Annotated in this window: 10 protein-coding genes; 6 read left to right on the top strand and 4 right to left on the bottom strand. The window is 67.3% G+C overall.

The window, feature by feature from the left end:
• From GGR25_RS05075 to GGR25_RS05060, 4 genes are all read right to left on the bottom strand, one after another.
• A partial coding sequence (locus GGR25_RS05075) for a GDP-mannose 4,6-dehydratase (RefSeq protein WP_183397592.1) occupies positions 1–113 on the bottom strand: 113 nt, incomplete at its 3' end.
• Positions 114–529: 416 nt separating this feature from the next.
• Positions 530–1525 (bottom strand): GDP-L-fucose synthase, encoded by a 996-nt coding sequence (fcl, locus tag GGR25_RS05070; protein WP_246409202.1) that lies wholly within the window; start codon positions 1523–1525, stop codon positions 530–532.
• 249 nt (positions 1526–1774) lie between these two features.
• Entirely contained in the window at positions 1775–2422 is a 648-nt protein-coding gene (locus tag GGR25_RS05065) for a hypothetical protein (protein ID WP_183397591.1), read from the bottom strand.
• Positions 2423–2721: 299 nt separating this feature from the next.
• The gene (locus GGR25_RS05060; RefSeq protein ID WP_183397590.1) at positions 2722–3651 is read right to left on the bottom strand and encodes a DMT family transporter; all 930 of its coding nucleotides are present in this window, start codon (positions 3649–3651) and stop codon (positions 2722–2724) included.
• Positions 3652–3937: 286 nt separating this feature from the next.
• Between GGR25_RS05060 and GGR25_RS05055 the strand changes: the two genes are divergently transcribed.
• The 6 genes from GGR25_RS05055 to GGR25_RS05030 all read left to right on the top strand — a co-directional run bounded on the left by GGR25_RS05055 (position 3938) and on the right by GGR25_RS05030 (position 14022).
• Positions 3938–4357, top strand: a complete 420-nt coding sequence (locus tag GGR25_RS05055) for an HIT domain-containing protein (RefSeq protein WP_183397589.1) — start codon at positions 3938–3940, stop codon at positions 4355–4357.
• Positions 4358–4610: 253 nt separating this feature from the next.
• A complete protein-coding gene (gene bcsN / locus GGR25_RS05050; protein ID WP_183397588.1) occupies positions 4611–5552 on the top strand; it encodes a cellulose biosynthesis protein BcsN in 942 nt (313 codons plus the stop codon).
• A 187-nt stretch (positions 5553–5739) separates the two neighbouring features.
• Entirely contained in the window at positions 5740–7929 is a 2190-nt protein-coding gene (gene bcsA / locus GGR25_RS05045) for a UDP-forming cellulose synthase catalytic subunit (RefSeq protein ID WP_183397587.1), read from the top strand.
• Positions 7926–10526, top strand: coding sequence for a cellulose biosynthesis cyclic di-GMP-binding regulatory protein BcsB (locus GGR25_RS05040; RefSeq protein WP_183397586.1), 2601 nt, complete (start codon positions 7926–7928; stop codon positions 10524–10526). Before bcsA ends, GGR25_RS05040 begins: the two co-directional genes overlap by 4 nt.
• The gene (locus GGR25_RS05035) at positions 10523–11590 is read left to right on the top strand and encodes a family 8 glycosyl hydrolase (RefSeq protein WP_246409200.1); all 1068 of its coding nucleotides are present in this window, start codon (positions 10523–10525) and stop codon (positions 11588–11590) included. Before GGR25_RS05040 ends, GGR25_RS05035 begins: the two co-directional genes overlap by 4 nt.
• Complete coding sequence (locus GGR25_RS05030) at positions 11581–14022, top strand: tetratricopeptide repeat protein (RefSeq protein ID WP_183397585.1); 2442 nt, start codon at positions 11581–11583, stop codon at positions 14020–14022. The genes GGR25_RS05035 and GGR25_RS05030 overlap by 10 nt, the downstream gene beginning before the upstream one ends.
• The last annotated feature ends 26 nt before the right edge of the window (positions 14023–14048 follow it).

Below are 14048 nucleotides of genomic sequence, written 5' to 3'. Positions count from 1 at the left end.
CGCTTCAGGCCGTGCACCACATAGCCCTTCGAAAGCAGAAGCTCCGATAGATAAGCCCCGTCCTGCCCCGTCGCACCCGTGATCAGCGCTACCTTGGTACCAGTTGAAGTCATTCAAAATTCCACGAAAAGATGTTGAGAACTGATCTGCAACCGACTGCTGCAAGACTTTGTCGACTGGTCGCTGCGTCGTACGAGTGAAGACAAAAGGACTGACATCGTCATTTATGCTGGCTTTTCGCGCACTGCACAAGGCCTATTGCGGTGCACATAAGATGGCGCGACCAGTTACGGGGCGGTGCTGACCCTGCGGCCTTTCCGTTTCGGCATGCTCGGACTCTGCGGAGGCGGCTCCCAAATGTGCCGCGTCTAGGGTCGGCCGAGGCAGTTCATTGAGTCAACTGGCGAATCTCGACCGCATCGGTCTTGATGACCCGTGTCGCCCGCCGCCATGGCCGCCGTCCGGGGCGGCCGTGGCAAATCCTCGCACAGCGTGAATCGGCCGTTTCGGTCTCCGATAAGGCCCGAGATTATTGCTGCGCTGCAGCAGGAACGTCGCCGCCGCGGACCGGATTGTCGAGATACCAGCGATAGGCCCGCGTAAGGCCGTCCTCGAACGAGGTCGACGCGGTCCAGCCGAGGTCCGCCAGGCGGGCGGTATCCATCCGCTTCAGCATGGTGCCGTCCGGCTTGGTGCGATCCCAGCGGATGTCGCCGGAGAAGCCGGTCACGCGCTTCACCGTCTCGGCCAGCTCGGCGATCGTGATGTCGGAGCCGGTGCCGACATTGATGTGGTCGTAGCCCGAATAATTGCGCAGCAGGAAGACGCAGGCATCGGCGAGATCGTCGACATAGAGGAACTCGCGGCGCGGCGTGCCTGTACCCCAGCAGACGACTTCGGCATCGCCGCGCTGTTCGGCCTCGTGGAAGCGGCGCAGAAGGGCCGGGATCACATGGCTCTTCTCGGGGTCGAAATAGTCATTCGGCCCATAGAGATTGGACGGCATCGCCGAGATGAAGTCGGCGCCATGCTGCTTGCGATAGGCCTGGCAGAGCTTGATGCCGGCGATCTTGGCGATCGCATACCATTCATTGGTCGGCTCGAGCGGGCCGGTCAGCAGAGCGTCTTCCGGGATCGGCTGCGGCGACACCTTCGGATAGATGCAGGACGAACCGAGGAAGAGCAGCTTCTCGGCGCCCGATTCGAACGACCCGTGAATGAGGTTCGCCTCGATCATCAGGTTTTCGTAGAGGAAGTCGGCCGGGTAGGTGTCATTGGCGAGAATGCCGCCGACCTTCGCCGCCGCCACCACGACGACATCCGGCTTGGTGTCCTTGAGAAAGGCGAGCGTCGACGCCGAATCGCGCAGGTCCAGCCGGTCGCGCCCCGCCGTGATCGCCTCGACACCGTCCTGCTCGAGCCGGCGCACGATGGCCGAGCCGACCATGCCGCGATGGCCGGCGACGAAGACGCGCTTGCCGGCCAGATCATAGTGCGAGGGGAGGGTGGTCGGGTCGACAGTCATGGAGTTTCCTCTTGCGCGCGCGGCCGTCGCCGCGCCGCCGATCGATGCAGATGCGCATCATACCATCGATGGTGCGTCGCGATAGTCTTGATGCACTGCGATCGTCGTCGGGCAAAGTCCGATGCGCCGCCGCATGGGCGCTGGATATCACACCCGGAGGAAGTGGGCACGGCGCCCCTGCTGAACCGCAACGGCCCCCTGCCGGATGCCGGGCCGGAGATCCGGCCCCGCATCCGGATGGCGCGTCCGTCAGATCTTCCGGAGCATGCGGCACAGCGAGACGAGCCCGTCATCATAGACGGCAGGCTGGCGCAGGATGCTGCCGCATTTCTGCTTCATCAGCGCCTGCTCACGGGAGTCGAGGCCGCTATAGTAGCGGATCACCTGCGTGGGCACGGCACGGCCGAGGCCATTGCCGCCAAGGCCGCCGGGGTTCTGCCCGAGCAGCCCGCCGCCGCCAGCGCCATTGCCGGCGCCGCCGCCATTGCCGCCGCCACCCGATCCGCCACCACCCCCGCCGCCGCCGGAGCCGCCACCGCCGAGACCGAGCGAGGCGTTCACGGAGGTGTTGCCGCCGATGGCGTTGGTCCCGACATTGGCGCCGGCATTGACGGAACCGCCACCGATATTGGCGTTGACATTGGCGTTCGTCGCGCCGCCGACCGCACCGGTCGAGGCGTTGACATTGGCATTCGCGACATTGTTGGAGCCGCCGATCGTCGCGTTCACATTGGCGCTGGTATTCGCGACGGTGTTCACGCTGGCCGAGGCGTTCAGGCCGCCATTCTGGCCTTGCCCGACGCTGGCATTCACGCCGGCGACGCTGACATCCAACGCCGCGGCCGAGACTGTGGAGAGAAAGATCGCGGCGACCGCCGCGGTAGCGAACTTGATCATGGCATCCTCCTCGCGAAACGGGACTTCCCTAGACCCACTTCCAGGACGGTATGATCCGCCGTGACCATTCAACGGAGTAAGCCGCGAAAGGTTTCACGTAAAACGAGAAGATCAAACGCGCTGCACGGACGGTTGATGCCGCGCTAACCCGATGTGTAAACTTCAATACGATGATGGGCCCTGGACGCGCTTGGCGTCAGGACTTGCGCGCTGCCGGCGTATGCCGGCGCGATCGAATGCCAGCGCGGCGCGGAAGGCGCCGGGCTGCTTCGCCCGGTCGCCCCAAATCCGCGCGGCTGTCAGCCGTTCCAGGATTGCTGTTGCGCGAGTTCCGCCTTGATGCGGCCGCGCCGGCGCTCGCGCTGCATGATGTAGAGACCGCTGCCGACGACGATCGAGGCGCCGAGCGCGACGAGCGGGTCCACCGTGGTCCCGAACAGCATGTAGCCATAGACGACGGCCCACAGCATCATCGAATACTGCATCGGCGAGATCACCGAAGCCGGGGCCAGCGAAAGCGCCCGCACGATCAGGAACTGTGCGCTGCCCATGAGCAGGCCGGCGCAGGCGAACAGCGTCATGTCGTGCAGCGTCGGCATCTGGAAGGTGGCGATCATGCCGGGAAGGCTGACCACGACCAGGCCGAGCACGACGGCGAGCACCATCACCGAATGCTGCTCCTCGCGCGCGATCCGGCGCATCACCAGCACGGTGAACGCGCCGATGACGGCGGCGGCGAGTGCGGCGGCATGGCCGAGATGCAGCGTCTCGAAACCGGGACGCACCATGACGATCACGCCGATGAGCCCGACGATGACCGCTGCCATGCGGTGACGGCCGACGCGCTCCCCGAGCAGCGGGATGGAGAGCAGCGTCACCATCATCGGCGTCGAGAAGAAGATGGAATAGGTCTCGGCAAGCGGCAGCTTGGAGAAGGAGAAGAAGCCGAAGACGGTGCCGGTGCCGGCGAGGAGACCGCGCAGCACGATGAGGCGGGGATGCCGCACGCGCAGCGTCCGCAGCCCGCCCGAGCGCGCCAGCATGATCGCAATCGGGATCAGCGCGAACAGCGCCTGCGTGACCACGATCTGGAAGACGGAGTAGCGCGCCGTCAGGACCTTCACGGTGGCGTCGCTCGTCGCGAACATCAGGTTCCCGACCAGCGCGATCGCGATGCCGCCGAGCACGCGCTCGCCCGTCTCATTGGGCGCATGGACGACGGCGCTCATGGCGCGCACTCCCGTCCGAACGCGTCCTGACGGGGCGCGAAAAGCGACAAAGCGTCCGGCCGCCAAGAGGCGGCAGCGGGCCGAAGGAAGGCTGAGGAAAGCACTGGAACCTCGAAGGCAGGGGAGTTGCCCGCCGCCACGAATACTTCAATGACAAGCAACAGTGCTGTTGAAGTCCCGCACTGTGGCAAGGTCAAGGCAGTTGTGGCCACTTTCGTTGCGTTGCACTGGCGCTGTGGCGCGAATGACGCTATCGGCAGGGCCGGACCGGCTGAGGGAGGGAACCATGACGGCTGAATTCGTACTCGCGGAGCGCATCGCGGCTGAAAGCGTGGCGCTTGCCGACCTGCCGCTCTGCCATGTCCGCCTGATGGATGACAGCCGCTATCCCTGGCTGCTCCTGCTGCCGCGACGCCCCGGCCTCGTCGAATGGACCGAGCTTGCGCCGGAGGATCTCGCGACGCTTTCGCTTGAGATCGCCGAGGCCTGCAATGCGCTGCGCGCCGTCGCCTCGTTCGAAAAGCTCAATATCGGCGCGCTCGGCAACATCGTTCGGCAGATGCATGTCCATATCATCGGGCGCAGCGTCGGCGACGCTGCCTGGCCCGATCCGGTCTGGGGGCGCGGCCAGCGGCAACCCTATGCCCCGGCCGAGCGGGATCGCCTTTCTGCAGATCTCATCGCGCAACTCGCCCGACGCGCGTGACATCGCGCCGTTGCTCGTAAACGTGGTTACTATTTCCTCTACGGCCTGAGCTGCGGCTAACCCGCCATTAACCATGGATGGACCAATTTGAGCCTGAAGGCGGCGTGCGGCTGCTTCGGGCAAGGGCCCGTTGCGCCGCGCCCGGCGGCGGGGTCCTGCGCGAATGCAGGGGCCTGCGATCCATGGTGCGTGCAAGGAGGCCGGGATCTTGGTGGATCCAGCGCCAGAGCTGAGGGCGAACGATCGGAGATCGGTGGCGAGCCAGCGGCGCGCTGCACCGGCCGTCGCTCTCTGCGTGCTCGCGCTCGCCACGCTGGCTGCCTGCGCGCCGCGCCCGTCCGACATCGAAACCAGCACCATCGCCAATCGCCAGCCGCTCGAGAGGGCCATGGTCGCCATGCCGCCGGGCGGCCCGGCGATCGTCGGCGTGATCGAGAAGCGCTACGCGAATTCGACGACGCAGGAGATCGTGCTCGCCAACAGCGCGCGCAATCCGAATCAGAACTTCATGCGCGTGACCATGTTCGGTCCCGTGAAGCTCACCACCGGCCGCTACAATGATCTGGCGAACGACCCGCTGACCTTGATGAATGCGGGCCAGGAAATGCGCTGGTACATGCCCGGCGTGAAGATGACCGTCTCGACCCTCTACGCGCAGAACAAATACGGCTCGTTCGGCTATGCGACCGGCCGTTCTTCGACCGGCGACGGCTGCATCTATGCCTGGCAGCGCATCCGCGCGCCGGATCATGATTCGACGATGATCAGCAATCAGGGAACGATCGCGATACGCCTGCGCTATTGCGCGCCGGGGGCCAGCGACATCGACCTCCTGAACGTCATGGCCGGCTTCACGATCAATTCCTACTTCCTGTCGCCGGGCTGGAACCCCTTTGGCGCGCCGCCGCAGCCGCCGGACGAGCTCGGCAAGCCGGGGGCCACGGTGCTGCCCGACGCGACGGCCTTCACGGGCTCGGTTCCCCCCGTCACGCGTCCCGTCAAGCCGCGCCGCGTACCCGTTGCGAGCGACGAGGCCGATGCGCTGCCCGCGGCGACCGAGACCTATGTCGTGCCGGCGGCCACCGAAACATACGCCGTTCCGGCCGCGACGACGTCCACGACTTATCCCGCTTCCGTGCCGGCAACCGGCAGTCAGACCAGAGTGGAGGGCTACGCCGTCGTGCCGCCGCCGTAAGGCGACAAAAGCGTAACTGTTTCATATCGCTTGAGAGAACTTCTTCATACTGCGCCGCGAAAATGAATGTGCAGCGCGAAAATGAGTATCGCGATTTCGGTTCGGGGCTTCGGGTTTCTTCCGAATCGAAGATTGGGCTTTGTCCCGCGGCGGCGATTGTCGCTCCGGCCGCGGAAAGAGGATTGTCATGGCGAAGCTGGCCATCGGCCTTGTCTGGGGATTGGTCACGTTAGTGGTCATCGCCCTCATCACGCTGCCGATCAATCTGCAGGCACATCTCGTCGCCGGCGCCATGGTCGTCGGGCTGATGATCATTCTGAAGCTGTTCACGCGGCAGGGCGTCTGGCGCCAGATCGCGCTCGCCCTCGGCACGTCCATCGTGCTGCGCTACGCCTATTGGCGCACGACCAGCACGCTGCCGCCGATCAACCAGCCCGAGGATTTCATCCCGGGGCTGCTGGTCTATCTGGCCGAGATGTACAGCATCTTCATGCTGTTCATCAGCCTGTTCGTCGTCATGCGCCCGATGGCGCCGCGCACGCTGAAGGTTTCCTCGTCCGACCCGGATCTGCCGACCGTCGACGTCTTTGTGCCGACCTATAACGAGGATGCCGCGCTGCTCGCCACCACGCTCGCCTCGGCGCGGGCGATGGACTATCCGCCTGAGAAGCTCACCGTCTGGCTGCTGGATGACGGCGGCACGGTGCAGAAGCGCAATTCCGACAATCTCGAAGCCGCGCACGAGGCTGAGGCGCGCCATGTCGAGCTGCAGAAGCTGGCCGCCGATCTCGACTGCCGCTACCTGACGCGCGAGCGCAACGAGCACGCCAAGGCGGGCAACATGAACAACGCGCTCCAGCACGCCACCGGCGAGCTCGTGGCGGTGTTCGACGCGGACCATGCGCCGGCGCGCGACTTCCTGAACTATACGGTCGGCTATTTCCGCGAGACGCCGAAGCTGTTCCTGGTCCAGACGCCGCACTTCTTCCTGAATCCGGACCCTGTCGAGCGCAATCTGCGAACCTTCGAGACGATGCCGTCCGAGAACGAGATGTTCTACGGCATCATCCAGCGCGGTCTCGACAAGTGGGACGCCTCTTTCTTCTGCGGCTCGGCGGCCGTGCTGCGCCGCGCCGCGCTCGACCAGACCCACGGCTTCTCGGGCATCAGCATCACCGAGGACGCGGAAACCGCGCTGGAACTGCATGCGAGCGGCTGGAGCAGCGTCTATGTCGATCGCCCGCTGATCGCGGGCCTGCAGCCGGCGACGTTCACGTCCTTCATCGGCCAGCGCAGCCGCTGGGCGCAGGGCATGATGCAGATCCTGCGTTTCCGCTTTCCGCCCGGCAAGCGCGGCCTCTCCTTCGCGCAGCGCCTTTGCTACATGTCGTCGACGCTGTTCTGGCTGTTTCCGATCACGCGCTGGATCTTCCTGCTGGCGCCGCTCTGCTATCTCTTCTTCAATCTCGAGATCTTCACGGCATCGGGCGCGGAATTCCTCGCCTATACCTCGTCCTATATGCTCGTGAACCTGATGATGCAGAACTATCTCTACGGCCGCTTCCGCTGGCCGTGGATATCGGAGCTCTACGAGTTCGTGCAGGGCGTCTATCTGCTGCCGGCGCTGATTTCGGTCATCCTCAATCCGAGCAAGCCGACCTTCAAGGTCACGGCGAAGAACGAGTCACTCGACGAGTCGCGCATCTCCGAGCTGGCGCGGCCGTTCTACATCATCTTCTTCGTGCTGCTCGCCGGCGTCTTCATGACGGTCTGGCGCATCTACACCGAGCCCTACAAGGCGGATGTCGCGCTGGTGGTGGGCGGCTGGAACCTGCTCAACATCCTCATCGCCGGCTGCGCGCTCGGCGTCGTCTCCGAGCGGCAGGAGAGCCGGCAGAGCCGGCGTGTCGACGTGAAGCGCCGCTGCGAGCTGATCATCGGCGACCGCGCCGTGCCGGCGACGATCGAGGACGCCTCGGTCGGTGGCGCGCGCGTCAACCTCGTCGGCTTCAAGGCGCAGGACCTCGAACGCGACATGCGCTGCGTGCTGCGCTTCAAGACGAGCGTCGAGGTGAGCGATCCGTCGCTGCCGATCAACATCCGCTCGGTCTTTGCGAGCCCGAAGGGCATCGCGATCGGCTGCCGCTACGAGCCGAGCCTGCCGGATCATTTCAGGATGATCGCCGATCTCGTCTTCGTCAGCTCCGACCAGTGGGCGAAGTTCCAGTGGTCGCGGCGCGTCAATATCGGGATCCTGCGCGGCACGATCTGGTTCATCGGCCTGTCGCTGTACCAGACCGGCCGCGGCCTCGGCTATCTCGTGCGCTCGTTCCGCCGGGAGGCGCCGAAGCCGGCCGGTGAGAAGGGGGCAGCATGACGCGTCGCCCATCGCTCCCCGTCCTCGCGCTCGTCATCCTCGCCCTGGCCGGTCCCGCCTGGGGGCAGGCGGCGCAGCCCTTCGACATGACCGGCGACGGATCGGGTTCTCCCGCTGCGCCGGCCGCGCCCGGCCGGAGCTATGCGCCGCCGATGAATCTCGGCGGCGGCAATCCCGCGGCGGCGCAGCCGGACGGCATCCCGATGATGGTGCCCTCGCTCGGGCCGGGCGGTGCCGCCCCCGCGCCATCGGCGCGGGATGTGCCGGCCGTGCCGGCCATCCCGGCGCTTCCCGCCCAGCAGGCGGCACCGGCTCCGGCACCGGAACCGGCGTCTGCGTCTCCTGCCGCGCCGCCGGTCCCGGCGGGTGCGCCGGCCGTTGCCGCCGCCGCGGAGGCGCCGGGCGCCGAGGCCTTCCGCTACATCGTGCCGTTCCCGGCGCTCCGCCTCGCCGGCGAGAACGAGCAGCGGACCTGGACCATCTTCCTGACCGCCCGCGAGGCCGCCGCCCCGGCGCGGATCAGTGTCGCCTACAAGAACGCGCTCGTCGTCATGCCCGAGGCGTCGCGGCTGCGGGTGCTGCTCAACAACCAGATCGCGCTCGAGCTGCCGCTCGCCTCGTCCGACGGCTTCACCACGGCTTCGGCCGACATCCCGGCCAATGCGCTGCAGCCAGGCGCCAATGTCGTCCGCTTCCAGGCGATCCAGCGCCACCGCACCGACTGCTCGGTCCAGTCCACCTACGAGCTTTGGACCGATATCGACAGCGAGGGGACCCGGCTCTCCTTCCCGGGCTCCACGCGCGGCGATCTCGCGCCGCAGACGCTCGAAGACCTGCCCGCGATAGGCTACGACGCCACCGGCCGCACCACGATCCACATCGTGACCGCGCGGGTCGAGGATGCCGCACTGGCGACGTCGATCGTGACGCTGTCGCAGGCGCTGGCCCTGTTCGGGCGCTATCCCAATCCTTCGATCGTGGTGACCGAGGGCAAGGGCGAACCGGACCCCATCGGGACGCTGACCGTCGTCCTCGGAGCGTCGAACGATATCGGCGCGCTGATGTCGAACCCGCCGGACGCCTCGGCCCAGCCTGTGGTCGGCTTCGTCAACGAGCCTTCGCTCGGCTCCGTCGTCCTCGCCGTGACCGGATCGGGCTGGGGAGCCGTCGAGGCGGCCGTCGAGGCCATCGCCGCGCGCGTCTCCAGGCCTCTCGACGTACCGCGCACGGCATTCGATACGTCCGCCTGGTTCTATCCCGACGTGCACATGTTCCTGGGAGAGGGCAGCATCACGCTGGATCAGCTCGGCGTGTCGACGCAGCAATTCTCCGGCCGCCGTTTCCGCGTCACGTTCGGTGTGGGCATCCCGTCGGATTTCTATGCCGACGCCTATGGCGAGGCGACGCTGCTCCTCGACGCGGCCTATACAGCCGCGGTCCGGCCGGCGAGCCATATCGATATCTATGTCAACGGCCAGATCGCGGCGACGACCCGCATCGTCAGCACCGCCGGTGGCATCTACCGGCATTTTCCGATCCAGATCCCCTTCCGGCATTTCCGGCCGGGCGTGAACCAGATCGAGCTCGAGGCTGTGCTGGAGACGGAGGCGGATCGGGCCTGTGCGCCGAACGGCTCGGCGACAGGGGCCGACCGCTTCGTGCTGTTCGATACCTCGGCCTTCTCCATGCCGGCCTTCGCCCGCATCGGCCGGCTGCCCGATCTCGCCGCGTTCGCCGGGACGGGCTTCCCCTACAACCGGCAGCCGAGCCCCTCCGCCCTGGTGCTGATACGTTCGAACGAACGGACGGTGTCCGCGGCGGCCACGCTGGTGGCCCGCCTCGCCATGCAGTCGACGCGGATCGTTCCGCTCCTTGCCGTGCCGCCCGCGAATGTCGGCAACCGCCCGGCGATCTTCGTCGGCGCCTCATCCCAGATTCCGCCGAACGTCCTCAGCGTGCTCAACATCTCGCGCGATATCGCCACGCTGTGGAAACCGGATTCCGGCGCGGCGGCCAGCGCCGGCGGATCGGCGCAGCCGCGCCTGCCGATCGATCCCGACACGGCCAACACCGACGCGCTGTTCGATCAATGGCGCGAGAAGCTGTCCGACGGCGGTGGCTGGCGCGGCCAGGTGAGCGGTCTCGAAGACTGGATGAAGCGCACCTTCGACATCTCGTTCGCGACGCTCAGCCTGACGCCGACGCTGGCCCCACCGTTCATGCCGAAGCCGAGAAACAGCCTGTTGCTCGCCCAAGGCCTCGGCCCGGACAATACGGCGCCCTGGACGCTCCTGACGGCGCCGACCGAAGAGCAGCTTGAGGAGGCCACCCGTTCGCTGGTCGCGATCGAGACCTGGCCAACGATCAGGGGCCAGTATGCCGCCTATAGCCGTTCGACCGGCATGGTTGAAACGACCGACCCGGTGCAGGTTGCCTTCTTCCAGACGCGGCCGTTCTCGATCGGGAATTCGCGTCTGATCGCGGCCAACTGGCTGTCGAACAACATCACCTTCTATGCGATCTGCCTCATCACGATGTGCATCGCGCTTGGGATTGTCACCTCGACGCTCATCCACCGTCTTGGGAGGCCGTCATGAAATCGCGGCTCGAGCTGGCTGCCCTGGTGTTCGGCGCGACGATGACCGTCTCGCTCTGCGCAGCGCATGGCGATGAGCTGACGATCCGCGGCACCATCGCGCCCGCGGCATGGCAGGCGTTCGAGGCCCGCTTCGTCGACCAGAGCGGCCGGGTGATCGACGACGCCAATGGCGGCATCAGCCATAGCGAGGGGCAGGGCTATGGGCTGATCCTGGCGCTGGCGGCCGACGATCGCGCCTCGTTCGAACGCATCTGGAGCTTCACGCAGACCGAGCTGATGCTGCGCGACGACGGGCTCGCCGCCTGGCGCTGGACGCCCGCGATGCCGCATGTGCCGGATATCAACAATGCGACCGACGGCGATCTGCTGATTGCCTACGGACTGGCCAAGGCGGGCGACGCGTGGGGCGTGCCGGGCTATACCGAGGCGGCGACGAAGATAGCCACCTCGATCGGCAGCGAGACACTGGAGGCCTACAAGGGGCAGCTTTGGCTGCTCCCAGGCGCGCATGGGTTCTCGGCGAAGGATCGTGCGGACGGGCCGGTCGTCAATCTCTCCTATTGGCTGTTCGAGGCGCTGCCGGTCATGGCGCGCCTCGCGCCCGACATCGAATGGAGCGCCGTCTGGACATCGGGCCTCAAGCTCAGCGAGACGGCCCGCTTCGGACATGTCGGCCTGCCGTCTGACTGGCTTTCGGTACATGATGCGGCGCCGGTGCCCGCGGCGCAGTTCACACCGGATTTCGGCTACAACGCGGTCCGGATCCCGCTCTATCTCATGCGCGCCGGCCTCTCGGACCCGCGCTGGCTGGCGCCCTATACGCAGGCCTGGCACGGCGGGGCGCAGACGGGCATCCCGCTCGTCAACGTCAAGACGGACCAGGTCGTGGCGCGGCTGACCGAGCCGGGCTATCGCATGCTCGCGGCGACGCTCGACTGCGTCACGGCGAAGACCCCGCTGCCGGAGGATCTCAAGCTCTTCCGCCCGACGCACTATTACCCGTCCGCGCTCTATCTGCTGTCCGTTTCGTTTCTGGCGGAAAGGCACGCGGAATGTCTGTGAGGCCGGTCTTCCTCGTCATCGGGTCGATTGCCATCGCCGGCGTGATCGGCGCGCTGGTCATTCGCCAGACGCACGGGGCGAGCGACCCCGGCTCTGCCTTCATGACGAGCGCGGCCGCCAGCCCGACGACGCAGCCGGCCGGCAGCTTCCCGGCGATACCGGATGGACCGCGGTACTCAGGCCGCGCGGCGTCCGCCGTCAGCCCCCAGATCGCCCAGGCCCCGACGCCGGTCCAGCCCCGCGTCGTGCTGCCGGGCGCCGTTCCCGCGGTCGCGCCGACCGGCGCGGGTGCGGCAGCGCCGGCCGCTGCCCCCGCCGCGCCGCCGGCAGCGGCTCCGGCTCCGGCACAGGCTGCATCGGGCGACGCGAATACCGCGGAGGACGGTCAGGCGACGGCGGCGCCCCAGGTCGACGAGACGGCCCTGCGCTATTTCGCGCGGCAGGGCGATACCAAGCGTCTCGAGGCGGAAATTGCCCGTCTCAAGGCGCTTTATCCCGATTGGTATCCGCCGACCGACATGACGGCGCCGATCTCGGTGCCGGATCCCAAGCTCGACCAGATGTGGAAGCTCTACAGCACGGGCCGCTATGCGGCGGCGCGCGCCGCCATCGCCGATCGGCTGGCGCGTGAGCCCGGCTGGCGTGTTCCGGACGATCTGTTGAAGCGGCTCGACATCGGCGAGGCCAAGGACCGGCTGATCAACGCCTCGAATGCCAAGCAATGGAACACGGTGGTGCAGATCGCCGCGGCGACGCCGAGCCTGCTGACCTGTTCGGACGTCGATGTGCTCTGGCGGGTCGCCGAGGCCTTCGCGGCGACGGACCGTTCGGCGCGCGCCCGCGATGTCGGCCTCTATATCCTCACCAATTGCCAGGACCCCAAGGAGCGCCTGGCGACGGTGCAGAAGGCGATGCAGTATCTCTCCGATGCGGAGCTCGCGGAATTGCTGGCGCTCGAGCGCGTCGGCGCCGATGGCCGCGGCGAGTTTGCGGCGGTCAAGACGGACCTCGCCCGCCGCCGCGTCGGAGCCGCAGCGAAGGACAAGGCGAAAGTCGCCTCGCCGGAGGATCTCGCCCTGATCGAGCAGGCCGCCCGCGACGGCACGACGGCCGATGACGCCGTCTTGCTGGCCGGCTATCTCTTCCAGCACGAGGACATCGAGAACGCCGCCAAATGGTACCAGCTCGCGCGCACGCGGGCCGATACGCCCGAGATCGCGCGCGGCCTCGCCTATGCGCTCAATGCGCTGGGACAGCAGCAGGAAGCGGAGGCGGCAGCCTATCGCTGGCGCGATGCCGGACCGGAGAACAACGAGGCCTATCTCGTCGTGGCGACCGCGCTGCTGGCGCTCGACCCGCCGGTGAAGCTCGATGCGGCCATCGTGGCGCGCATGGCGAAGGCGATCAGCGCTGCCAAATTTGCGCCCGGCGCCCGGGAACTCGGCTGGTACGCCTATAATACCGGCCAGCCGCTTGCGGCGGCACAGTGGTTCACGGCCGCGCTCACGTGGAAGCCGGATGATGAGCCATCCGCATTCGGGCTCGCGCTTTGCTACGACAAGCTCGGCGCCAAGGCGGCGCTGCAGAAGGTCATCAAGGTCTGGGGGCCGCGCTCGCAGCGGATCGCCGATATCGGCAATCCCAAGGCACGCGCCGGCCGCACCGGCCTCGACGCCCTGCCCATGCCGCCCAGCATCGCCGACCCCCAGCGCCAGGCGGCCCTTTCCGAGCCTGCCGTCGACGTGACGCGGGTCGCCGTGCCCGGCCCCGATGGCAAGCTCGTCGTCGAGCCGCTGCCGGCGGCCGCGCCGGCGCCACGCGCACCGCGCGCGGCGGTCGCCGCGGCGCCGTCATCTGGTGGTGGATCGGGCGGGGGCGGCGGCGGTGGCGCGCGGAACTGCTCGGGGACGATCCAGCCGGACCGCCTGTCCGGCTCCGCCGCGCTCAGCCGCGGCTGGTGCCTGCTCGATCTCAACCGGCCGATCGAGGCGGCGGATGCCTTTGCCGCCGCCATGCGCTCGACCAGCGGCAAGCTCCAGTCCGACGCGGCCTATGGCAAGTCGCTCGCCGATCTTCGCGCCGGCCTCACCGATTCCGCGGCGATTGCCGCATCGTCCGCGCCGCAAGATACGCAGCGGCGCGTCGCCCTGCAGACCGAGATCCTGACGCAGCGCGCGCTCGCCGCCTATGCCGACGACCGCTATGTCGAGACGTTGTTCTATCTCGATGAAAGGGCCCGCATCGCGCCCGAGCAGAACGACCTGCTCATGATCCGCGGCTGGGCCTACTACAACCTGCACCGCCTGCCGGAGGCCAAGCGCATCTTCGTCGCTGTTGCCGGAACCGGGTCGCGCGAGGCACTCAGAGCCCTCGCCACGCTCGCTTCCGACCGCCAGGGCAGCAATATCGGCGACGTCCGCGATCGCCGCTGAGGTCGCAACCGGGAAACGTCCGGCGA

Origin of the sequence: Kaistia hirudinis, assembly GCF_014196455.1 — a bacterium.
Lineage (GTDB): Bacteria > Pseudomonadota > Alphaproteobacteria > Rhizobiales > Kaistiaceae > Kaistia > Kaistia hirudinis.
This window is presented reverse-complemented; position numbering and strand designations above follow the sequence as displayed.

Coding starts and splice junctions, on each gene's coding strand:
- GGR25_RS05035 (WP_246409200.1), top strand. CDS start 10,523: ATGAAATCGCGGCTCGAGCTGGCTGCCCTGGTGTTCGGCGCGACGATG.
- GGR25_RS05065 (WP_183397591.1), bottom strand. CDS start 2,422: ATGATCAAGTTCGCTACCGCGGCGGTCGCCGCGATCTTTCTCTCCACA.
- GGR25_RS05030 (WP_183397585.1), top strand. CDS start 11,581: ATGTCTGTGAGGCCGGTCTTCCTCGTCATCGGGTCGATTGCCATCGCC.
- bcsA (WP_183397587.1), top strand. CDS start 5,740: ATGGCGAAGCTGGCCATCGGCCTTGTCTGGGGATTGGTCACGTTAGTG.
- fcl (WP_246409202.1), bottom strand. CDS start 1,525: ATGACTGTCGACCCGACCACCCTCCCCTCGCACTATGATCTGGCCGGC.
- GGR25_RS05055 (WP_183397589.1), top strand. CDS start 3,938: ATGACGGCTGAATTCGTACTCGCGGAGCGCATCGCGGCTGAAAGCGTG.
- GGR25_RS05040 (WP_183397586.1), top strand. CDS start 7,926: ATGACGCGTCGCCCATCGCTCCCCGTCCTCGCGCTCGTCATCCTCGCC.
- GGR25_RS05060 (WP_183397590.1), bottom strand. CDS start 3,651: ATGAGCGCCGTCGTCCATGCGCCCAATGAGACGGGCGAGCGCGTGCTC.